Origin of the sequence: Marinilabilia rubra (assembly GCF_003121985.1) — a bacterium.
Lineage (GTDB): Bacteria > Bacteroidota > Bacteroidia > Bacteroidales > Marinilabiliaceae > Marinilabilia > Marinilabilia rubra.
The window spans coordinates 39,296-61,404 of the sequence record NZ_QEWP01000011.1; the positions used below are offsets into that span (position 1 = coordinate 39,296).

Genomic DNA, 22,109 nt, shown 5'->3' on the forward strand with positions numbered 1-22,109 from the left:
CGTTGTTTTGATTTTAGAACCACAGCCGGATGTTTTTATGGATCTTTAAATACTTATAGGTTATGCAAATCGAAGGAGTCCCCAAAGCATTTCTAAGACAAGAAGCACGTGAGTACATTGACCTTTATGCTTCATTGGGAGAAAGGGCCGAAGTGTTTTTGCCCAATTTTGTCTTCGATAATTTGAAGGCGTTTGCCCGCCTTTGTTATGAAGAACCAACAGATCCTGCAAGACAGCAAGCTGAGATTCAGAAGTTTTTACTCAAGTTTCGTGAAGAAATACCTGGTTATTCTGATATTTCTTTGATGCTTTTTCCTCATGAGGATTCAAAGGCATTTATATATAATTCATTGAATCAGGGTTTTAATCGGCGTTTGAGCTACTTTGCCGATCATGACATTGTTAATAACCATCAAAAAATATGGATTAAAAATATCCTTAATGCTCATGACTTTTCAGTGGGTACGCCACCAGTAACTGAAAAGACCATAAACTTTTTGTCCAGGGTCATTATTGGCGATGCCCCCGTTGAATTGCGTCGTTTCCGGGATGTAATTGGAGTGATTGGTGATATTGATGAGGCACACTGGAATTATCTGATGGATACTCTGGAACAGATGATTAATCAGAGTACCCATTATACAACAAAGGCAGAGAAAAACAATTTTCTTCATCGAACCGAGTGGGCGGTAAATTTCAAAGGTCTTAACGGGCTTATCAGGACCGTTGTATCAGGTAATAGTGATACAGCTGTTGATCTCCTGAAAGGAGAGGTGTTTGGCCGGGACTGCGTTCGGGTGGTGGAAGATATTTCAGGGAGTGACCTGTTTGATCAAATGCAGGATGAAACTTCCAGTGTTTTCGTTGTGAAGGTTAAGCATATGCGTAAAAATATGTTTGCCGGAGCTAAATGGTTTCCATTAATTTCCCGCATTGTGGTAGTGGACGATTCTCCCGAATCTCATGCTTCCAATACATCCCTTGTTTTCAGTTTCCATAATGGAATTATTAACACCCTGAATAAAGTCCATACGAAGAAACTGGGTGCGCCTGCGAATACTCAGTTGAACCTGAGATTAATTCTGGAGAACGTCAATTCCAAAAACCTGCAAGAATTTAAGGAGCTGTTGGATCAAAAAATTGATAATTACAATCAGGAGCTGGAAGAGATCAAGAAAGAACAACTTGGAAAAACCAGTGATCTTTTGAAAAATACGAGCCTTTTTAAATTTGATTCGTTTTCACGTCAGATACTTAAAGACCGCTATTCCCTGGCCCGTCTCAGGGATTTTATTCAATTCATTCAAAATACTGCCTCTCCCGAAAAACGTGAAAAGCAGAATAAAGAACTTATTAATACTTTTGAAGATCGAATTAGAAAGTATTTTTATTCTGATACCCCTGCTGTTCAGATTGCTACAATTCTGGAAGGCGGCGGGCGCAACCAGATTCGAACTTACGGGGAGTATTTGCTGCAACGCCCCTTGAAACCTATTGACAATAAAATACTTGATCGTTGCAAAACCATTATCAACTTTATCCCCGATAATTATAAGCGGACCCTCCACAATCACTTTCACAAGAACTTTGGTGTTAACCTGTTTTTGGAAAAATACCAAAAATATATTGCTAAGGTTGACAATGAATCTGACAATAAAGGCCGTTTCCGCAACGTGTTGATAGATCTTGGCGTTTACAAAGATTTTGAAAACCTGAATGAAGAAGACCAGATAATTATCAAAGAGTTTATTAGTGACTTAGGTAATCTGGAAAAGACCTCCATCGCTGATGATGTTCAGATGATAATCAGGGATCTTCTGTTTTACAGAGATAAGAGGCCCAAGCCATACATTATTTACAATAAAGTACTGGCATGGGAATATACCGATCTTTTTGCTGATGATAAGTTTTACATCAATCCATTCGATATTGAAATCGAAAACCTGGATGACCAAAGACTCGATTATGAACGCATTTTAGCTAAACTCTCCCGGATTAAAAATACCTTACAGCTTTTTGATGCCAGTGGAAACCTGTGGGATCGTTTCAGCGAGAATGTTACCATTATTGTTAATGATCCATCCAATCCAACCGGTTACAGTGATTTTAACCGGGACAATCTAATTGAATTTCTTAAGTTTATCAATAATAGTAAGATATCGCTATTGCTTGATGAAGCTTATACTGATAGTGTAAAAACTGCAGATGATATGATGCCAAAATGGCGTTCGATATCACGGTACATATTTAATAACGAGAATGTTTATTCCAAGATCCGTGCAGTTTCGTCTCTGTCTACCACCAAAAATCTGGCCGGATCGGGCGATCGCCTGGGAGCATTGGTTGCTACACCTGCCATGAAAGAAGTTATTGATTATTCCAGAAATATCAATAAGGCAGTCAGAGGCAATGGTAGTTCACTGTATTTTCTTAATACTGTACTGGAGGTTGGGCTGAAATCCAAAGCTCTTAAAGATAAATTGGAATCCAAACTTCCTAAAGATGCTTCCAGAAGCCGCATTATCAGTCAGATTGAAACTTTTGTTGTGGGCAATAGTGCCGGTGACGGAAAAGGAAAAACTGCTACAGGAGATGCTATTAAAGCCTGTTTTGAAGGCAGTCCGCTTCATTTATTCCTGCTGGATGAGTTGGCGTCACTTGCCAAACTTGATATACTTGGTTTACCGGATGATTTTAAATATAAAGATGTTCCTTTCTATATTTATTATAGTGGAGAGTTAATCAAAGGATTAAACAGATTCAGGATTAACAAAAACTTCCGTTCAGAGTCTAATCTGCGATTAAAAACAGCTACCAGAATTGCTGACGAAGTTATAAAAGAACTGGAGGTTGAAGATGTTTCTATCATCAAGTCGGATGGTTCTTACCTGTTTAATTTGTTGTTTCATGATTTTGGCACTTTCAATGATTTGGAAGATTTCGCCAAAAAGATTGCCGGTGAGCGAGGTGTTTCTGCATTGCCTTATCGTACAGGCGTGATGCGTTTTTCGCTGGGTGGCTTTATTGAGGGGACACCAAAGAGTTATGAAATTTTTGAAAAAGAAATACGTACAGCACTGACATTGTTTCTCAATTACTGGAAGCAATTTAAAGCTTTGCGAAAACAAGCTCCCAATGAGGAAGTGTCTGTGCTGATGGATCAAATCCTCAATTCGGGCAAAACCTCTGATTTTCTGGAGGCTGTTTATGATGATTACAAGATGGTTCGGGACCTGAAGAAAAAGGTTAATCAATCCTTGTTAATCAATGAAAACCGCTCTTTGTATCATGCCTCTCCACAAGTAAGTGGAGTTTCTATTACCACCATTGGTGACTCTCAAAATTCTGTGATAGAGTTTCAGGGTGATGTGGGGGATTGCCGTAATGTTGAAGAGTTTATCAGGAGCAGGGCTTTTACCAAAATTTACGAGAACCTTCTTCCACAGATCTACAAAAAAATACCTCAGATCAGGAATCTTAATTTCAACATTGTGGCCTCCCGCTTCAGTAAAGCCACAATATTGAAGTACATCAACAATAAAAAGACATTTCATCCAAACGATTATGTCCTTGATGATCCGGAGGAGAAGAATATCATGCGCGAAATCCTGATTGAAATGGAGCGCTTGCTTTTCTCTGATACAAAAATGAAAATTCTTACGCTTCAGGCCAGCGGTGATTATTACATGGATGTTGCTCGACTGGAAGGGGTGAATATTGTATTAAAAAAGCATATTCAGGAAATCCTCCTTCACTTCAATCTTCCGTTTGAGCAGGCAACCATTGAACCCAGCAGACTTGAAATCATTAATACGGCCTGTGAATTGTTTGAGGAAGTTACCGGCTTGAAGGTAAAAGATCTTGACCTGGAGCGATACGTAAGTCACTTTGTTGAGACTTTAAGGCAGGATGAACAGTTCTCAGCCATTAATATCTCCTCGAGGAGCGTAGGTTTTATTGCCGATGTTGTTAAAAGAAGGGTTTTTAACAAAGACCTGGCTGTAAGTGACCGGATTCTTTATCTGTACCTTATTCAGAATAATAACAGCTTCTTCAGGCAGGTTACCGAGAAACTGAAGTTTCTCCAGGAAAGAATTGATGTTACGGATGATGCAGATCTTAAGATATTTACTGAAAACATCCTGACAGATATTCTTCCCAGAGAAGTTGATGATATTATGAATTACATCATCCGCAAGAAAGATATAAAGGTTGGAGAAGACAGACTTAATGAGGTTACTCAGAAAGTGGTAGGGTTTCTGATTTTATTGCAAAACCTTTCTAAGGGAACCGATTACTACCATAAGTACATGCATACTTTAATAAAAGTTCTGGATACCTGCTTCAGACGGCAGAAAAGTGATGTAAATGAGATGATTCAACACGGGATTACCTTGTACCGGAACTTTGAAGTTAAGGATAAGACTTTGAAAGATTTTGACGGCGGATCGTTGGCCTGGATTAATGATGTGATGACCAAGTGTGGTGTGATATCGGTTGAACAATCGGTTCAGCGGCATACACGCATCTCTACGGACGCCAAAAAGCGGGAGTATCCTTTCCATAAAATCGACAGGGGGGAGGATGAACCCATGTACCTGTTGGATATGAACCGGGGAAGGTCGAAAAACGATTACATAAAAGCTTTGTCGACTAAACCTGATTCTAAATTTTTTGAGCGCAGAGTAGCTCGATTTGTAGCTAATATGGATCCCGATGATTATCGCTGTAAAATAATGCGAAGCGGTGTGGTTACTCAGCTTATCATTTTCCAGAAAGGCTACATAAAGTATCTGACTGACTTTTTCAGACTGACTCAATACAAAGATATTTCATTGCAGGAAGCTGAGAATTTTGTACCTGATGTATTGCTGCTTCTAGGAGCTCCGGAGAAGGTCATCTCTTTCCCTCAGGTTGGTTATTTTGATATTAAAGGGCCCAATGGAAATATCAAAACACTGGTTACTCCCCTTCGCAAAGAAGCCGACTATTTTGGAGATGTTAAAAAGCCCTGGCTTACCATGATGAATGAGCGGGTGAAAGAAATGGGCGGGATTCCCAAGCATGGTTCTCTCTTTGCCATAGAACTTGAAGATGGCTCCATATTCGTTGTTGAAGTGGATGGAGACAGCGGTGTCGGAAAATCAGAAATGCTTGCCGGTTTGACTTTGAAATGGTTGCGGCAGAATCTTCCGGGAGTTCGCTCTATAAAGAATATTGCCGGAGATATGTTCCATGTTTTCAGGGATAAGGAAGGCAATCTTTATGGTTTTGGTACTGAAGAGGGAGACTTTTCACGGGTGACTGATTTTGATCCCGAATACATTCAGTATTACAAATATCTTTTTGAAAGCAGCGCTGACAGCAATGTGGATGATCTTAACTCAAGAAGTACCATTAGCGGACTTTGTGAGATTCAGATGCCATATAAAATTGACATCATGTTGACGGCTCACAACTATTCAAAAGAGGAAGCCGGCATTACAAGGGTTAGTAACCCGGAAAATTTTATGCTTTACATTGATTCCCACGGAGAACGTAAAGAAAAAGCGACAAGTCAGGACGGGCCTCATTTTCAGAGGACTTTGTCGAGGTACACCGCTGACAAAAATATCGTTGAAATGTTGTCTCAACACGGCAATTATCTTGATGATGTTCTCGACTGGGAGATTGATCCAGGAGATGGGAAATATTATCTGGCATCTTCTTACAAGATGATGGATAAAATTGATATTGAGAAAGTTGTTAGTCAGATTTTTATTGGTAAGAAGATTCCATTTGAGGATGAGAAATGGACTGTTGAGAATGTTAATTTCGATATTGTCAAAAACAGGTTCATTGCTCATGTAAAGTTAGGTGATCAGATAGATGAGGTTGTTCTTTCCAGAAATATTTTTAGTTCAATATTTGATTCTTTGGCCAGTACGCCTGCAGGTCAGCCTTTCATTGCGCAGGATGAACAAATTGAAGGTCGTTATTACCTGATTGATGTTTTGAGCGGGGGAGTTGACGGAAAAGGAGAAGGGGCTAAAATAGAATGTGGAATAGTTTCTACAGAGATTGGTAAAAAAGGAAAAGAGATTATGGGTCCGCAAAAGGCAGCCCAGTCACTTACCAATCTTATCAAGGAACTGCGTGCCGGTAGCAGCGAAATAAATGATAAGAAAAACCATGTCAGGCGCATTGTTCGGGAAAAGTATGCCCATGTATTCGCGCAGGGACAATCGAGCAATGAGATATGGAGGTATAATTTCTATCTATACCAGCTGGATAAAATGATGAAAGCTGAATTTGTGCGGATGGATGATGCCACTGTTTCTGTTGATCTAAAGGGAGTTAATATGTTTTGTCCTAAAGATCGGAAGGAGGAATTTAGTCCTTTGTTGGTGACACCCAACCTGAATATTGAGCTGAATAGTTTTGGTGAAACCTGCAATGAGTTGATGAGTTTGCCTAATTATCCCGATTTTGCACAGGAGTTTCTGGAAGATTCTGGAAAACTTTATGAAGCAAGAGGATATAGTGATGAAACTATAATTAACAATATGATTACACAACTATTGTTGATGGATGGTTACATCGAGTTTGATGATCTCCTGAAAGGAAGAATCACAGAAAAGGTAAATCGTGAAACAATTGCTGCTGCCAAATATGCAGTTTTACAGGAATTGGAACGTCGCAAAACAGCTTCTAAACCAAACACGGCTCCTCAGAAAACACAAAATACCAAAGCGCAAAAGAATACCGGAAAGGAGAGTGGTTCCGGGAAAAGCAGTAATAAAAAGTAACCAGGTCTTACTCTGAATAACAAAAAAAGAGGCTGTTTCGCATGTTTGAAACAACCTCTTTTTTTTGCGTTGATATAGTCCCTACTCTTTTGCTTTTGTAAATCTTTGAGCGCCATTGTTGCTGATGGCCGTAACATGTATAGATCCTTTACCGGATTTAAGTCTCTTTTTCTTTGATTTTCCCGGAATATAGAGGAACCCGTAATTTGACTCCAGTTCATAGGTGAGCTCTTTTTGATCGTTTTTAAGGGCCATATCAATACGTCCTTTGGTCGTTTCAAAATTACTATTCCCTGTCAGAAGAATGCCTTCCCCGTTTAGGTTCCCGGAAATTGATTTTAGGTCCATGGTCCCCTTGAGATCCTCAATCCAAACATCTCCGTCGTCATTGATGGTTTGAAGATGGCCGTCGATATTTTTCAGTGCCAATTCGCCGGTGGAGGTTCTTAGTTTTAAGTCACCATCAACATCTGATATTTTTTGGGCCGAAGTATTGGTCTGGGTATTCAGACTTCCCTTTATGTTTTGAAGATCAATTAATCCCTTGTCGGTAATAAGCATTGTTTGTCCGTTGATATCCTTCAGTTCAATATCTCCACTTGTCGTTTTTGCGTTGAGATCGCCTTTCAAATTTGAGACCTGAATAGATCCCGTACTGGTTTTTAATTTGAAATTACCCGATGCCTCATTCAGTATTATTTTTCCATACGAGGCATCAGCATCCAAATTTCCAGTGGAAATGTCTATAGCTTCAATATATCCGGAACGGGTTTTTACTTTTATATTGCAATCTTGCGGTACTTTAATAGCGATTTCTCCCGACTTGGTTGAAACATGTTCATCCGGAGTGTTTACAGATAGCGTTAGTTTAGTTCCCTCTACTTTTTCATTTATATTAAAACCATCAATCTTTTTGGAGGCCTCAATCAGGGCATCAACCTCAACTTTGTCGTTTGTTGAAGAAGTGACTATTACTTTGCAAAAATCGCCTTTTACTTCTAAGCTTTCAATGTTGTCATAGCTTTTGGCGGATTTGTGTACTACCTCTAAAGGAGCACCGATACAAGTAGTTGCACCAAAATAAAAAGTGGTTAATAAGATAAGCAGATGTTTCATAATTCCGTTTTTAAGTGATTATTTCGTAACTTATATCATCACAAAGTAAGTGATTTTGATGTATTTTTGCACTTCTTCTGGTTGAATAAAAATTTAATAAATGAGTAAAATTTTACGTTTTGCGGTCCTGGCCGCTTTAGCAGGATTTTTAACATACTGTGGGGTTTCTGTTCCTTTAACAACAAATAATATTGAAGAGGATAAAGAGATTTTTTCGTTTAAAGAAATTGAGCCGGATTCCGGTTTTCAAAAATCATGGCTTCTTTGGGTGGAGCAGCCTGTTGATCATCATAATCCTGACAAGGGGACCTTCAAACAGCGGGTCTGGCTTTCGCATAGGTCGTCCGAGGCTCCTGTTGTTTTGGTTACAGAGGGGTACATGGCCCCGCGAAATTACACTACTGAGCTTACACAAATCGTCGAGGGTAACCAGGTGATTGTGGAGCACCGCTATTTTGACCGTTCAGCACCTGACTCCATTGACTGGGATTACCTGACTATTGAACAGGCAGCTATGGATCACCACCATATTGTGGATTTGCTGAAGAAATATTACAAGGGAACATGGATAAATACAGGCATTAGTAAAGGAGGCCAAACGGCTATGATCCATCGTGCTCTTTATCCAAAGGATGTTGATATTTCTGTTCCGTATGTAGCCCCATTCAATTTGGAAAAAGAAGATCAGAGGTTGGTTCAGTTTTTCGAGAACGTGGGCACCTCAAAGCAGCGAAAACGCATTAGGGAGTTCCAGAAAGAGGTGCTTAAAAGAAAAGAGGAACTAATCCCGTATTTTGAGGAACTGATTAGGGAAAAAGGATATACATTCAGAATGGGAAAAGAAAAAGCTTTCGAATTAGCCGTTCTTGAATATCCCTTTAGTTTGTGGCAGTGGGGCGGTCCGGTGGATCAGATTCCTGAACCGGGAGCATCAGCAGAAGTACTTTTTAATCATTTACATCAGGGAAGTGACTTTGGTTATTTTTCAGATCAACAGTGGGAACAGATTGGTCCGTTTTTTTATCAGGCTTATAAGGAGTTAGGCTATTATCCATACCTGGCAACCCCGCTAAAAGAATGGTTGGATGAAATAAAAGAAGATACCGTTTCAAATCGGTTTATGGCTCCGGAAGTAGATAAACTGACTTTTGACAAGCAGGCGCCTGTTAATATTTTGAAGAAATTGAAACAAGAGGATCCTAAAATGATTGTAATCACCGGTGAAAATGATCCCTGGAGCGCTACTTCTTTGGATCCGGAAGGATTTACTAATGTTATCAAAATTGAAAAGCCCGGTGGAAGTCATCGTACCCGCATCAATAATCTTCCCGATTCTCTTAAACAGAAAGTGATACATCAATTGAACGACTGGATAGAATAATTATTCATTATAAAACAGAAAAGACGGCCCAACGTTTTGGGTCGTCTTTTTCTTTTTGAACATGGGTTAACTTGGGTCAGGCTGTGCTCCTTGGGTAAAAAGCACAAGCACTTTCTGACACACACAAATTTAAATAATTATACTGCCTTTGTCACGCTTAAATGTTTAAATTGTCTAATTCTTTTACGAATGGACCGTTTTTTATGATTAATACGTGTTTTATGCACTTTCCGGATGCAAGCGGGCGTTGTATTGGGTATTTAGGTAAATGATTTCCAGTTTAATTGGTTACCTGGAATTGTTGTTTTCATCTTGTTTTGTAGGTGTGAAATATTTGAAGTTAAGAAACCGGTCTGGCAACCTTTTGTTTCAGGATATTGGTTGCAAATCTTAAAAAGTCTGCTTATCTGTTTATATCATGGATAAAAAGGCCTAAATTTGAAATAGTAAACTTTAAAAATTATAATTATGGCGAGTATCAGAGATCTCAAAAAAGACATAAATTATTTAGCCTCAGAGATTGTCACCGAAGCATATGTAAGAAAAATGCTTTTCGATGGAATTTCTGAAGACCAATTTAAGAAAGTAATAACCGATGCGATTGAATTCAGAAATGATTTAATAGCTAAGATTAATCATCCCGATGGAAAAGATAATCCCAAAAAGGTTAAATCTTTTTTTAGAGACGTTAGAAAAGAAATGGACCAAAAGTCTTCAGAGCTAATTGATGCTGTGAATAATCTTAAATAGTGTTTGCAAGAAAACGACAATTGCTGCGTTATGCTTGTCTTCAAAACAGTCATTTACGAAAAGTAAACTCCTGTTTTTCAAACATCGCAAGCCTTGCACTTGACGTCTTCTTGCAAGCACAGATGAAAAACATGAGTTTTCTTGCTGGCACTAAATAAGGGATTTGTCTCTGGTGTATTGAATGAAGTTCATACAATTACCAAATGGGTCATTTTCCCAATTGTTTGTTTATCAGTAGAAGAGCATGTTTTTTTAAATTGGATGGTCTGTTAAATAAGATTTTTTGTATCAAAAAGAGTTTTGTTGCGTACAAGAAAATGAAAAAACAAACTACTTATATCACTTAGTAATTCTAATATACTTATGAAAAAAGTTTTAGCTAAACATTTTCAGTACACCGGGCTGGACGACTATGATATGTCACTTGATGATCAAATTAATACTTTTTTGGAGGAGGAAGGTGTAAAGCCCGAACAAATTATTGAGCTGGAATATTCTGCTCACTCAAGTCAGGGCATTAATACTTATTCCGCGCTTTTAATGTATGCTACTGATTAAAGCCAAAAGGCTTTATTAATCTTTTTTGAGAAAAATAAAGGGGGAGGACATTTGATGTTCTTCCCCTTTTTGGTAATTTTATTTGCGTGTAAACGTGATCAGTTTTTCACCTGATGGCAGAAAGAGAGCTTTTTTCTCTCTTTTGACAGAATGTATTTAAGTTTTTAATTATTGAAAAATGGGAATTCTGGAATGGTTTGGAAAGAATAGATCTGAAGGACACAGTTCTTCGTTACCAAAAGCTAATAAAGACGAGGGGCCTGAGCCAAAGCAAAATTCTTTAGATCATGATATAGGGATTGCACTTAGCGGTGGAAGCGCAAGAGGGTATGCCCATATCGGTGTTTTGAAAGCGTTGGATGAACAGGGAATGTCTCCCGATATTATCTCAGGAACCAGTATGGGAGCTTTGGTGGGTGTTTTGTATGCTGCTGGTTACAGTCCCGACCATATACTGGAACTGGTCAAGAAAGACAAAATATACAATATGGTTTCTCTAAGGTTTGGACAAAACGGATTGTTCGAATTGGATGCGGTCAGACGAATTCTGCAAAATGAAATTAAGGAAGATAATTTTTCTGTTCTGAAAAAACCCTTTTATTTGTCAGTTGCCAATATTTCTGATGGCAAAAATGAAGTGAAAGGAGAAAAAGGACCTCTTTTTGATTATGTTCTGGCTTCCTGTTCTGTACCTGTTATTATTTTACCACAGGTGATAGATGGAAAAACCTATATTGACGGAGGTTTGTTTGATAATCTGCCTGCCGCTTCTATTAAAGATAAATGCCAGACATTAATTGGAGTCCATGTCAATTATAATGGTCCTATGACTAAACTTGACGGGATCAGGGAAATCGCCCAGCGCACCTTTAGTTTGGGAATTGAACAGAATGTTATCGAGAGCCGAAAAATGTGTGATTTTATGATTGAACCTGAAGAATTGAAGGAATTTACTTTTCTTGATTTTGACAGGGTCGATGAATTGGTAGAGGTGGGTTATGAAAATACAAAAAAGATGATAGAGGAAGAGTTGGCCCCCGTGTTGAAAAAGGAGAGCATTGAGAAAGAAGAGACTGAAGGTTAACTCTTATTTTAGAGTTAACCAGGCTCCAAACAGCTGTGGGTTTTCCGGACTTACGAAAGGAAGGAAGCCATGTCTTATTTTTCCATCACATAGAATAACAGGCATTGATTTCTTTTTTTCATGGCAAAATTTCTTCCACTCTTCTTTTTGAAACAAACCGGTTTGCCAGCTGCCAATGGCTTCCGGATGTAGTTTCTTTTTAAAGAATATGTTGGCCATCCCCATGTTATGGCGAAGGTTGATCTCAAGACAAGGTTGAAGAAGAAGACGGCCGTCAGAATGTTTAAAAAAAATTCCATCTACCCCTGCGGGCCCCCAATAATTATGACTTAAATTCATTTTTTTCAATCCTCTGCCTAGTAATGTTGAGGCTTGTTCAATGGCTGTTTCCAATACTGTTTTATCTGCTAATATCTGAGAATTAATAACAGGTTCCCCAATTGCACATCCGGCAAATTGGCCCGAAGGATCGGCATAAAAAAAGTTGTGCCCGCAGTAATTAATTTCTTTTTCTGAAAGCATAAACTGAAAGGAAACATCCTGAACTTTACAAAGCATTTTTTCTATATATACTTTGCCCTGGCGCTTTAGCATTCCTTTTACCCAGGGAGATTTTTCAGGATTATCCTGCGAATTTCTGATTCTGTACAATCCTCTTCCGGAGGCACTAAACGGTGTTTTGATTACCGCCGGAGGTGCCATGCTTTCAAGAATTTTTGATAAATCAGCTTCATGGTCTATCACCATGGGGGCTTCCGGTAAAAAAATCAGGTCAAAATCGCCTGGAGAAGCTGTTTTTATGTTTTTAATCGTTTTGAGTAGCTCATAACCTGTTTCCCTGCTTAGTAATTGTTTGTGGTTCTCGTCCCACTTATTAAACGGATGTGTTTGCCAACTTGAATCTATAAAATCATTGAATGGCTTGAAAGAACGGTAAACAGCAGGACTCCATCCCCAGGGTTCGGGCCATAGCTCATTTATTCCTTCATTATTAATGTCTTCCGGACCTGAGATCAATCTTGGCAATTTTAAGTCATATTGGGCAAGGTGGCTTAGACTTTCCATTTTGCCCTCCGGAACAAGGATAATATCATTTTCATTTGCCATAAGCCAGGGGAGTGCTGCCAAATCATTTTCAAACTGCTTGAGATGCGCAGGTGGCATATAGGAAACCTGGCCGTTGGCAATAGCCATCTCATTGGTGGGATTGAAAAGAAAAAACCTGCGCATCATCTTTTGAATTTTGTGCAAAACTAATAAACAAATTCACTCCGGTGTTCAAAATAATGGTTGATTAAAATCTAATGGTGTTGTAATTTGCTACTGGTAAGTTTTAAGCACCGATCTGCACTGAATGGCAATTTAGTTGTCGTGGCTATGCAACCTCTTTTTACGTGTTTGCGATTTTTATAAATCAATCTGTAAATCATTCAAATGAAACTTAAGTCATGAAATTTAAATCCAAATCGTATTTATTGTTGGTAATTATGCTTTTTGCATGCTCCACTACCGAAGAAAAAGATCAGGTAGAAAAATCAACAAACGATGAAAATCAGGAAACAAAAGAAGAGAATGTAGAAAACCCCTCTTTTGTTGCAGGTCATGAAGTAGCTTTTGATCATGTTCTGAGAAGTATTCCGGAGGAGTACATTGATAAAGCCCGACAGGAATTTGTTGTGGCATATCAACATACTTCTCATGGCACCCATGTTTCAAGGGGGGTATTTGGACTAACTGGCTTTAAAGATGGCGATTCTGACCTTTTTGGTGTCACAAAAGATCAAAAAGTGGACGGAAAACTGGCTTTTTTTGACAATGAAATTCAGAAGTATGCCGGAGAAGGGGTTATATCCAGAGATTTGAGTACTAATGAATCTGCCTTTGTTCAAACTACCAGGAATTTTTTGGATGCCTCTGAAAATGCGGATGTGAATGTTGTAATGTGGTCCTGGTGTGATATTGAAGGACATGATGTTGAAGGCACTTATTTGCCGGGAATAGCAGATTTAATTGCTGAATATGGACCGGGTGGTTCAAGAATAGGCTCAGGGGAGAATATGCGGGAAAATAGTGTTCACTTTATATTAATGACCGGGCATGCCAATAAAAACAATAATACCGGAAAGAAAAGACCCAAAAGCCAGGCAGAATTGATCAATGCCTTTTGCCTGGAAAACCAGCAGTTTTGCCTGGATTATTACAGTATTGATACCCACGATATGGATGGAAATTACTGGGAGGATTCAGGTGATGATGGGGATTCAGAGAATTATGGAGGGAACTATTATGTTGATTGGCAGGAAAGCCATGAAGTGGGTGTTGACTATTGGGAAAACCGCATTGAACCTGATGGAATCGTAAAGTTTGGAGAGCATAATACTCAACATATTACAGCCAATCGTAAAGCCATCGCCTTTTGGTGGATTTTGGCCCGATTGGCCGGATGGGATGGCGAATCCTGAAAAGAAGGGCACCGGCTTTTTTGTCGATGCCCTTTATGATACTTAAATGGGTTTAAAATCAGATTTCTTTGCACCACAAACAGGGCAGGTCCAGTCTTCAGGAAGATCTTCGAAAGGTGTATCTTCTTCTGAATTATCATAAATAAAACCACATTGTGTACACTGGTATTTTCCGGAGGAGCTTTTTTCTGTAGTTTCTTCTTCTGATGGCTCATCAATATGTGTAGGAGCATTGGGCGGAGCAACACGGTTTTTCTTTTCTTTAAATTCATTGTAAGTCATTGCCGGCTTTTGGTCATTAATTACCTCAGTTTGCAATACTTCACCAATGAACATGATATGGGTGCCCACATCTACTTTTTTTACAACCTTGCATTCGATCCAGGCAATCACGCTGTTGAGCACAATCGGCACTCCGGTGCCACCATATTCCACTCTCATTCCCTGGAGTTTGTCGACATTCTCTCCACTTTGATAACCAAATTTGTCGATTACAGATGTTTCTGCTTCATTGTGCAGTATTGAAACAGAATAACTGCCGGTTTTGTCGATAATTTTGGAGGTGTAGTTATCCTTATGACAGCACGCAGCTATTTGAGCTGGTTTGGCAGTAACCTGAAATACACTGTTGGAAATGTAGCCGTTTCCTTTGTCCTGATTGCCTGAACAAACAATGTAAAGTCCATAGGACATTCTTTTGAAAGCTTCGATGTCTATCATGATCTGTTTTTTTCAATTCAACTTATCTAATATAATGAATTTTCCTGATGTAAATCAAAAGGTCCTTCAGATGGATGCATTTGCATTGCATATTGAAATGAGGTTGCTATTATTAGCAATTGGAGAAATGAGGCTTCGGGATATGAATATATTAATGGCGGTTTATTAAAGTGCATATCTGAAAAAGCCAATGAATCTTGATCCCGACGATTTAAGAATATCCAAATATAAAGTTCATCTTGAGGTGAATCAGGCTTTGGATGCTGTTGTCGAAATGAAGTGAAAAAACCGGATTCAGAAGATTAACCTAATCCGGCTTCTGTGTGCTTTATTTTAGAAGGGCAATTATATCGTCCGGATTAATGTCTTTTATGACTTTTATTCTTTGGAAATCATCACTTAATAGAGCAGATGTTTTGCTGCCGTGATCTCCATACGAGATGAACAAAGAATTTTCAAGTTCATCAATAATATGGATATTTTTCTTGTTAAATTCTGCAGTTTCTTTAAGGTCTGTATTTATTTTTACCAGTGTGTCTTCTTTGATGCAGGCAAATTCATTATTGCTTACCCAGTATGTATTAAAGTTGTTAAAGTTAAATGGAACAGACTCTTTGACTTCTCCTCCGGAGTAAATCCTGAGCTCCTCCACTTCAGAGCTCCAATCTTTATAGGTTTCTATCATAAAGCCATTTTTATAGCTTGAGAATTGATCTGTATTGGCCACAAGAGTGGATTTTATACTGTTATTATTAGTTGAGAGTTGGTGTTTGAATACCTTTTTTTCAGATGATTCGGTGATGATGTTAATTGAGCCATTGTTTAGCGGATAATAAATGAATTCATCCTGATAATGCTGAAATTCTTTGATTGTTGTAATTACTCCTGACCCTGCATTTATTGCTACCAGTTGTTTTTTATCAGGCAGGTATCCATAAATAGTGTTGTTAGGCTCGTGGTAATGCCAGGCTGGAAAGAAGCCATCAAATTCTGCGATTACTCTTGATTCTTGATTGCTGATTTGCACCTCAACCAATTTAGCCCATGAAAACTCACCCTCCAGTTCGTCATTTTTTACGATAGAGCAATAGGCTTTTGTTTTGTCACTATTGAGTTGTACCGGGAACCCCACAGAACCTCCTACGTGATACTTGTCGTGCATTATATCTCCTTCATATGAAGATAGGTCAATTTTGGTTTTTTCTCCTACAGATACGTTGTTCTTATAGGATTGTAAATAGACTGAATAATTGTATTCAGGTTCAAATGCTCTTTCTATCCAAACAATGGTGTAGTTGTCTTCCTGGTTTGAATTGGAGACAGATTGTCCGGATTGAGACGAAATTTCTGTGGCATTGCCGCTTTCAGAACAGTTATTGTTTTTATTGTTATTTGAGGATTGTGGGCTGTTGCAGCCAATGAAAAACAATAAAGAAAAGGAGATTAGCAAAGAGCTTTTCATAAAAGTAATCATTAATGATTTTAGTATAATCCATTCTTTTAGTTGGTTTGTGGACGAGCAAATGAAAAATAATGTGTCTAAAAATCAGAAATCAGTCCTTTTCCAAAGCAATCAAACGATCATTAGCCATAGCTAAATCACCTCCCGTTAACCAATCATACTCCTTTTCCGGCTCCAAAATTACAGGCATCCTTTTTTTGGTATTGTGGATTTCACTCATTAGTTCGTTGGCAGCTGTTGTGATAATGGTATAGGTGTTTAGTAATTCTCCGGTTGATTTGTTGGTCCATTCATTCCAGAGGCCGGCAAAAGCAAAGGCTTCATCTCCGGGAAGGGAAAGGAGGTATTTTTGTTTTAAGTTGCCTTTTGGATTCAGCCACTTCCACTCATAAAACCCATCAGCCAGGACCAGACATCGTTTTGAGAGAGAGGGTTTGAAGGAAGGTTTTTGATCAAGCGTTTCAATTCTTGCATTAAGAGTGCTTTTGCGGATATTGATGTCTTTGGCCCAGGGTGGAATCAATCCCCATGTAAATCCCTGAATGGCATTTGGCTGATTATTGGCTACAATTGGTGTTTGGGGGAATGTAAAGGCGTTGAAAATATCCGGAGAATACCATTTCGGATCAAGAAACTTTGCCTTGAAGCGCTGCTCAAGCTCGTGTGCTGTTTTATTGTTTTTGGTGCGGAAACACATGGACTAATATATTTGGGGTTATACCTGAATTTGAATTGCACTTCTTTTGGGTGAATTTCAAAATTGTCATGGACATAGTTGGGGTACTTAAATTCCTGTAGCCCCTCCTGATACAATAAATTTCATCACCATGGCCGGATTAACATCTATTTCTCTAACCTGATCTTTTGGAACAATAAACAGCTCTCCCGAAAAGTTGTATGAGTGTGGAAAATAAACAGCCACTTTTTCTTTTTCATCAAGTTTGCTTAAATCTTCTTCGGTGATAAAACCCAGTTTTTCCAAATTGGAAACCGGATTAACCAAAACGATTACGGGTTTTTTAAACTTTCTTTCTTTGCCCACAAATGCAGAAAAAAGATCATTCAATGCTGAGTAGATAAACTTTAGAAATGGCGCTTTCTCAATGACTCTGTTAAATAATATTTTGACCGGCTGAGCTAAAATGCTTTTCCCTATTATGCCCACCAAAACCAGGAAAAAGAAAATGACCACAAGTCCCAATCCCGGAATATCGGTTCCAATATACTTTTCAAGAATCCCATCCAATAGATTATCTGTGAAATTGAAAAGAATGTAAATGATGTATGCTGTAATTGCAAAGGGAGCAATGTACAACAAGCCCTGCAGGAAATAATTAATAATTTTCTTCATAACACAAAGTTGAAGGAGTTTATTATCAACAAACTTAGTATATTTCCTTGGTTTTTTGAAGATGGCCCTCTGCCCGGCGAAATTTCATTGAATACAAAGCGACATAGGTGAGTGGCAATAATTGTAGAAGATGGGAGCATCCTGGCTAAAATGAAAGAAGGGGTCAGCACTTCAGTGCTAACCCTTTCATTTTTAGTAGTCGGGATGAGAAAACTCGAATAAAACCCTTAGTGGGTTGATTATCAATTACAATAATTTTTAGTGTATCACACTTGTATCACATAAATTTTTGGTGATAGGTTTTTAAGTTTTTAAGTTTGGAATGGCGATAACTTAAAAATTTAAACAAAATGACAACACTATCTTATGTTTCCACCAAGGGTGGAGTGGGTAAGAGTACCCTGAGTTGGATTACGGCCTGTTCTTTGGCCAATGACTACAGCAGGAGGGTCTGCATAGTTGACGCAGACCTTCAGCTTAGTCTCTTCAAAAATGCATCGGTTCAGGAGAACCTTCCTTTTACTGTTATTCCGGCTTCCCTGCCTGAAATATACGAAAAGGTTAAGGGATTGAATGAGCAATTCGACATTATTATTATCGATATGCCCGGCTTTCTGCATACACCCGATGGTAGTCGCAAAGAGATTACTGATTTTCTCTTTTTCGTGGACCTGATGTTACTTCCATTAAAGGTTCATGACTTTGATGCTTTGAATCTCATTGATTTTGCTTCGGTAGTTAATGAGGTTGTTCAAAGCCGGATTGAAAAGTTTGATATGGAGCCTCAAGTGGCATGGTTCTTCAATGATTTGCACGGGAGAAAAGAAATAAGGCAAATGGAACGGCTGATTGAGCAAAAGCAACTCCCGCTGCTTGGACGTAATCTTTCCCGTTCTGTTTCCTATGAACGATCCATTCGCAGTTGTGAGAGTTTAATTACTTCCAAAACCGTTTCTCCTAAAATCAATAATGAATTCAGACTCTTTATGCAGCAAATCATTAAATTCCTTTAGTCATGGTCAAATCTATATTCGATAAATTATCAGACGATTCTGTCGTCAATCAAATTCGTCAGAAATCAGAATCCCACTTGGAAAATATTTTTTATGAACGGAAGAAAGGTTCAGGAAGGAAAAAGGCTGAATGTGCGCCACACCTTAGAAAGTATTATTCAGATGGGCCCGGCAATGATGTGGTGCAGGTGAGTAAAGAGCTCAAGAAAGCCCTTAATCTAAAAAAGATTGAGACCGGGAAGCCGGTTAAACTCCTGGTTGCCGAAGCAATAGTTAAATTCCTGGGCATAGAGTGACTTCCTAAATAAATATCCCATGCAAAAGGTTGTGATTTTTACTGACGGAGCCTGCAAAGGCAATCCGGGTAGGGGAGGTATAGGCTTTTATCTGATTAGTGAGGCCGGTAAAACGCTCAAAGGTTCAAAGGGTTATCGTAGGACAACCAGTAGCCGGATGGAATTGATGGCCGCCATTGAAGCTTTACGTTGTTTGAAATTTCCCTGTAAAGTGGAACTATATACGGATTCAAGATACCTGGCAGATTCCGTTAATAAGGGGTGGCTGAATAGTTGGTTGTCATCTCCCTATTTTCTTAATAGAAAAAACGAGGACTTATGGCGAAAGCTTGTCTGTGAGATGCGAAAACACCAGGTGTCTATACATTGGATAAAAGGGCATTCAGATCATGCTCAAAACCGACTGGTTGACCGATTGGCATCGAAGGCCTGCAGTTCTTCCAGGTGTTTGGTTGATCCCGGTTATGTGTATTAAAAGTTATTGATTATTCCAGAACTTGTTTTTAAGTTTACAATGCGGAGGGGGCTTTGCCTCCACCGTGCGAGGGCTGGTTCTGTTAGGGAGCCAGCTTTTATAATATAACGCACAAAGTGCTTTATGGAAAAAGCAAAAATCATTATATTTGTTTAATAAAATAAGCAAAATGGATAAGCTTTTTCAAAAATCATATCAGAAACTCTTTAGGGTACCCACTCAGTTTAAGAGGTATCTGGCGGACAAAATTGACTGGGATAGTCGCCTGATCGGAATTAAAGGCGCTCGTGGAGCTGGCAAAACGACTCTGTTACTTCAGTATGCCAGAGAGTTTCTCCCGCAGGATAACCAGACTATTTATGTGAGTCTTGATGATCTTTACTTTACTGAAAATACGCTTGTCGATTTTGCAGAGCAATTTGTTATCCAGGGAGGAAGATATTTGTTGCTGGATGAAGTTCATCGCTACCAGAATTGGTCACAAGAACTGAAAAACATTTATGATGATCAACCTGACCTCAAGATTGTATTCACTGGTTCTTCCCTGATTCATCTGAATCAGGCAAAGGGAGATTTAAGTCGACGTGCGGTTATGTATGAGCTTTATGGGTTGTCCTTTAGAGAGTTTCTGAACTTCACTCAGGAAACAGATTTTGAGTCAATCGACATTGAACAATTGCTGGAAAATCATACCTCCCAAGCCCTACAAATTGCGGAGAGTATAAGGCCCCTGGCTTATTTTTCGGATTTCCTGAAATATGGTTATTATCCTCATTTTAAGGAGGCTCCTAAGTTGTACCATCAAAAGCTGTCAGAAACCATTTCTCTGGCCCTGAGTATTGATTTACCATCTTCTCACGACATAAGTTTTGCCAGTGTAGAAAAAATAAGATTGCTCTTGCATGTTATTTCAGAATCGGTTCCCTTTAAACCTAATATTTCCAAACTAAGTGAGCGTATTGGTATTAGTCGGAACAGTCTGGTTCAGTTTATTCGTTACTTGGAAGATATCCGGATGATTAAATGCCTGTATTCCGATACGAAAGGAATAGGGGCATTGCAAAAACCGGAGAAGATTTATTTGCACCACCCAAATCTGCAATATGCGTTGGCCTCCGATAATCCAAATATCGGAAATGTTAGGGAGAGCTTTTTTATTAATCAACTTGGAACGCTTGGGCCCATGAAATATACTCCTGAAGGGGACTTTGCCTTTCGAGACTATGTTTTTGAGGTTGGAGGAAGGGGGAAAAGCAACAAGCAGGTTAAGCACATTGACAACTCATTTGTGGTTGCTGATGGGATTGAAGTGGGGCATATGCACAAGATACCGTTGTGGTTGTTTGGGTTTTTGTATTGAGGGTAAAAAAGAAAGGCCTGCCGGTATTCCGACAGACCTTTCAAACCTTAACCCTAACCCAAAAGCGAAAATAGGCATACTTGTTGATGTATGCAAGTTTGTTGAAATAAAGACAATATAATTTACTCTTTGTTGCTGTTAGGTCTTTATTTACTATTAGGCTAAAACATAAACCTCAATCCCAAAATTACCCGATTACCAGTTTATAAACCTTCAGCCTTGGATTGTTTATTGCAATTTTTTCATCAAATTATAGCTCTCCTTGGTGAAAGTATCAATTGTCCATGAATGAAATAAGATTTACAATGCAAGTGGCAGGTTTTGGATGACCAGGCAAAAATATTGAAGAAATCAGTGACTTTGTTTTATGACGTTGTCCTGGTTTGTAGGCAGTTTTATTATTTCGTATGGGAAAAAAGCATGTTAATTTGGGGCTAACCTATTTTCCCATGGCCTCTCCAACCGGGAGTTTAAACCTGGCCAAAACCTTTGACGGGTTTTTTCTTTGTTCCAAAATATACTCAATAACCGGATTGGTGTCCAGTTGTTCAAAATCAATGAATTCCCTTTCTTTGGACAGGATCTTTACCGGAAAGACGATGCCGGTCTTAGTATCATGTATAAAATACCGGTATTTGCTAAAAGATATCCGCCCATAAAATTTTACTCCCTGTGCCATCCTTTCTTTGATGGATTCAATGGTTGGGTTTTTGATGAAAGTCAGGTGGCAGGCCTGATACTCATGGTCTTTGTTATCTGAGGTTTTTAAACGAAAAGATACTACATCGTCTTTGTGGGGACAAGTCAAAGTGGGCTCTTTGGTTTGTCGAGACCATAAAATTTGTTCTTTTCGTTCATACCGAAAAAAGTGGGATTTTCCGGTTAGTTCTTCTTTAATAAATCCGTATTCTTTATTGACATCAAATTGGGTTACAACGCCTCTGTGCTCTTTATCCATAAAAATTACCGATGGTTTGAATTGATAAAGATGAGAATTTTTACTGAATCTGATTTATGATCAAATAAATTATCTGAAACCTAGGTTAGAGATAGAGTTCACAAAAAACTCTTGTCAGGAAACGTGAGTAAAAAGTTTTGTGAAAAAACAAGTCGTATTAACCCAAAATACTCAGATCTTTCAATAATTCATAACTTTACAGCTTTAAGTCTGCTTCACATTAATGTTGGTCTCAGGCCATTGAGGAGTTAAACCTCGCCTTAGTGTGATTGCAGGCTTTCTTTTTTTAAAAGGGTAAGGGCTTCTAATTTGATGACAAAATCCATCCAAAGTCA

At 38.7% G+C, this 22,109-nt stretch carries 17 protein-coding genes; 10 read left to right on the top strand and 7 right to left on the bottom strand.

The genetic code is table 11. From position 1 onward, the window contains the following. Nucleotides 1-62 precede the first annotated feature (62 nt). Nucleotides 63-6,788, top strand: a complete 6,726-nt coding sequence (locus DDZ16_RS13525) for an aminotransferase class I/II-fold pyridoxal phosphate-dependent enzyme (RefSeq protein WP_109265020.1) — start codon at nucleotides 63-65, stop codon at nucleotides 6,786-6,788. Nucleotides 6,789-6,869: 81 nt separating this feature from the next. Here the strand turns inward: DDZ16_RS13525 and DDZ16_RS13530 are convergent, their stop codons facing one another. Continuing rightward, on the bottom strand, nucleotides 6,870-7,904 hold the full coding sequence (locus tag DDZ16_RS13530; protein WP_109265021.1) for a DUF4097 family beta strand repeat-containing protein: 1,035 nt from the start codon (nucleotides 7,902-7,904) through the stop codon (nucleotides 6,870-6,872). A 100-nt stretch (nucleotides 7,905-8,004) separates the two neighbouring features. Between DDZ16_RS13530 and DDZ16_RS13535 the strand changes: the two genes are divergently transcribed. From DDZ16_RS13535 to DDZ16_RS13550, 4 genes are all read left to right on the top strand, one after another. Next, nucleotides 8,005-9,285: a S28 family serine protease gene (locus tag DDZ16_RS13535; RefSeq protein WP_109265022.1), complete on the top strand. Its 1,281-nt coding sequence runs from the start codon at nucleotides 8,005-8,007 to the stop codon at nucleotides 9,283-9,285. A 468-nt stretch (nucleotides 9,286-9,753) separates the two neighbouring features. After that, nucleotides 9,754-10,035, top strand: coding sequence for a hypothetical protein (locus DDZ16_RS13540; RefSeq protein WP_109265023.1), 282 nt, complete (start codon nucleotides 9,754-9,756; stop codon nucleotides 10,033-10,035). A gap of 363 nt (nucleotides 10,036-10,398) precedes the next feature. After that, the gene (locus DDZ16_RS13545) at nucleotides 10,399-10,593 is read left to right on the top strand and encodes a hypothetical protein (RefSeq protein ID WP_109265024.1); all 195 of its coding nucleotides are present in this window, start codon (nucleotides 10,399-10,401) and stop codon (nucleotides 10,591-10,593) included. Nucleotides 10,594-10,771: 178 nt separating this feature from the next. Beyond that, nucleotides 10,772-11,677 carry a patatin-like phospholipase family protein gene (locus DDZ16_RS13550; protein WP_109265025.1) on the top strand — a complete coding sequence of 302 codons (906 nt, stop codon included), beginning with the start codon at nucleotides 10,772-10,774 and terminating at the stop codon, nucleotides 11,675-11,677. A 3-nt stretch (nucleotides 11,678-11,680) separates the two neighbouring features. On the opposite strand, the gene DDZ16_RS13555 is transcribed toward DDZ16_RS13550, so the two are convergent. Continuing rightward, nucleotides 11,681-12,910, bottom strand: coding sequence for an ATP-grasp domain-containing protein (locus tag DDZ16_RS13555; RefSeq protein WP_109265026.1), 1,230 nt, complete (start codon nucleotides 12,908-12,910; stop codon nucleotides 11,681-11,683). Between the two features lie 215 nt (nucleotides 12,911-13,125). On the opposite strand from DDZ16_RS13555, the gene DDZ16_RS13560 reads away from it, so the two are divergent. Further along, nucleotides 13,126-14,139, top strand: a complete 1,014-nt coding sequence (locus tag DDZ16_RS13560; RefSeq protein ID WP_232526683.1) for a hypothetical protein — start codon at nucleotides 13,126-13,128, stop codon at nucleotides 14,137-14,139. A gap of 42 nt (nucleotides 14,140-14,181) precedes the next feature. On the opposite strand, the gene DDZ16_RS21090 is transcribed toward DDZ16_RS13560, so the two are convergent. The 4 genes from DDZ16_RS21090 to DDZ16_RS13580 form a co-directional block, all read right to left on the bottom strand. Beyond that, complete coding sequence (locus DDZ16_RS21090) at nucleotides 14,182-14,859, bottom strand: flavin reductase (protein WP_109265027.1); 678 nt, start codon at nucleotides 14,857-14,859, stop codon at nucleotides 14,182-14,184. 328 nt (nucleotides 14,860-15,187) lie between these two features. After that, nucleotides 15,188-16,321 (bottom strand): hypothetical protein, encoded by a 1,134-nt coding sequence (locus tag DDZ16_RS13570; RefSeq protein ID WP_146192237.1) that lies wholly within the window; start codon nucleotides 16,319-16,321, stop codon nucleotides 15,188-15,190. Nucleotides 16,322-16,412: 91 nt separating this feature from the next. Continuing rightward, nucleotides 16,413-17,018 carry an SOS response-associated peptidase gene (locus DDZ16_RS13575; RefSeq protein WP_109265029.1) on the bottom strand — a complete coding sequence of 202 codons (606 nt, stop codon included), beginning with the start codon at nucleotides 17,016-17,018 and terminating at the stop codon, nucleotides 16,413-16,415. Nucleotides 17,019-17,105: 87 nt separating this feature from the next. Next, on the bottom strand, nucleotides 17,106-17,672 hold the full coding sequence (locus DDZ16_RS13580) for a DUF502 domain-containing protein (protein WP_109265030.1): 567 nt from the start codon (nucleotides 17,670-17,672) through the stop codon (nucleotides 17,106-17,108). Nucleotides 17,673-18,022: 350 nt separating this feature from the next. Here DDZ16_RS13580 and DDZ16_RS13585 point away from each other — a divergent pair, with 350 nt between their 5' ends. The 4 genes from DDZ16_RS13585 to DDZ16_RS13600 all read left to right on the top strand — a co-directional run bounded on the left by DDZ16_RS13585 (nucleotide 18,023) and on the right by DDZ16_RS13600 (nucleotide 20,816). After that, on the top strand, nucleotides 18,023-18,685 hold the full coding sequence (locus tag DDZ16_RS13585) for a ParA family protein (protein WP_109265031.1): 663 nt from the start codon (nucleotides 18,023-18,025) through the stop codon (nucleotides 18,683-18,685). Between the two features lie 2 nt (nucleotides 18,686-18,687). After that, complete coding sequence (locus DDZ16_RS13590; protein ID WP_109265032.1) at nucleotides 18,688-18,981, top strand: hypothetical protein; 294 nt, start codon at nucleotides 18,688-18,690, stop codon at nucleotides 18,979-18,981. Between the two features lie 19 nt (nucleotides 18,982-19,000). Further along, on the top strand, nucleotides 19,001-19,456 hold the full coding sequence (locus DDZ16_RS13595; protein WP_109265033.1) for an RNase H family protein: 456 nt from the start codon (nucleotides 19,001-19,003) through the stop codon (nucleotides 19,454-19,456). Nucleotides 19,457-19,625: 169 nt separating this feature from the next. After that, a complete protein-coding gene (locus DDZ16_RS13600; protein WP_109265034.1) occupies nucleotides 19,626-20,816 on the top strand; it encodes an ATP-binding protein in 1,191 nt (396 codons plus the stop codon). Between the two features lie 439 nt (nucleotides 20,817-21,255). Here the strand turns inward: DDZ16_RS13600 and DDZ16_RS13605 are convergent, their stop codons facing one another. Then, complete coding sequence (locus tag DDZ16_RS13605) at nucleotides 21,256-21,774, bottom strand: hypothetical protein (protein WP_109265035.1); 519 nt, start codon at nucleotides 21,772-21,774, stop codon at nucleotides 21,256-21,258. Nucleotides 21,775-22,109: the final 335 nt, after the last annotated feature.

Excerpts from the sequence above, each read along its gene's own strand:
- DDZ16_RS13525 (WP_109265020.1), top strand. The coding sequence starts at position 63 with ATGCAAATCGAAGGAGTCCCCAAAGCATTTCTAAGACAAGAAGCACGT.
- DDZ16_RS13530 (WP_109265021.1), bottom strand. The coding sequence starts at position 7,904 with ATGAAACATCTGCTTATCTTATTAACCACTTTTTATTTTGGTGCAACT.
- DDZ16_RS13535 (WP_109265022.1), top strand. The coding sequence starts at position 8,005 with ATGAGTAAAATTTTACGTTTTGCGGTCCTGGCCGCTTTAGCAGGATTT.
- DDZ16_RS13540 (WP_109265023.1), top strand. The coding sequence starts at position 9,754 with ATGGCGAGTATCAGAGATCTCAAAAAAGACATAAATTATTTAGCCTCA.
- DDZ16_RS13545 (WP_109265024.1), top strand. The coding sequence starts at position 10,399 with ATGAAAAAAGTTTTAGCTAAACATTTTCAGTACACCGGGCTGGACGAC.
- DDZ16_RS13550 (WP_109265025.1), top strand. The coding sequence starts at position 10,772 with ATGGGAATTCTGGAATGGTTTGGAAAGAATAGATCTGAAGGACACAGT.
- DDZ16_RS13555 (WP_109265026.1), bottom strand. The coding sequence starts at position 12,910 with ATGATGCGCAGGTTTTTTCTTTTCAATCCCACCAATGAGATGGCTATT.
- DDZ16_RS13560 (WP_232526683.1), top strand. The coding sequence starts at position 13,126 with ATGAAATTTAAATCCAAATCGTATTTATTGTTGGTAATTATGCTTTTT.
- DDZ16_RS21090 (WP_109265027.1), bottom strand. The coding sequence starts at position 14,859 with ATGATAGACATCGAAGCTTTCAAAAGAATGTCCTATGGACTTTACATT.
- DDZ16_RS13570 (WP_146192237.1), bottom strand. The coding sequence starts at position 16,321 with ATGAAAAGCTCTTTGCTAATCTCCTTTTCTTTATTGTTTTTCATTGGC.
- DDZ16_RS13575 (WP_109265029.1), bottom strand. The coding sequence starts at position 17,018 with ATGTGTTTCCGCACCAAAAACAATAAAACAGCACACGAGCTTGAGCAG.
- DDZ16_RS13580 (WP_109265030.1), bottom strand. The coding sequence starts at position 17,672 with ATGAAGAAAATTATTAATTATTTCCTGCAGGGCTTGTTGTACATTGCT.
- DDZ16_RS13585 (WP_109265031.1), top strand. The coding sequence starts at position 18,023 with ATGACAACACTATCTTATGTTTCCACCAAGGGTGGAGTGGGTAAGAGT.
- DDZ16_RS13590 (WP_109265032.1), top strand. The coding sequence starts at position 18,688 with ATGGTCAAATCTATATTCGATAAATTATCAGACGATTCTGTCGTCAAT.
- DDZ16_RS13595 (WP_109265033.1), top strand. The coding sequence starts at position 19,001 with ATGCAAAAGGTTGTGATTTTTACTGACGGAGCCTGCAAAGGCAATCCG.
- DDZ16_RS13600 (WP_109265034.1), top strand. The coding sequence starts at position 19,626 with ATGGATAAGCTTTTTCAAAAATCATATCAGAAACTCTTTAGGGTACCC.
- DDZ16_RS13605 (WP_109265035.1), bottom strand. The coding sequence starts at position 21,774 with ATGGATAAAGAGCACAGAGGCGTTGTAACCCAATTTGATGTCAATAAA.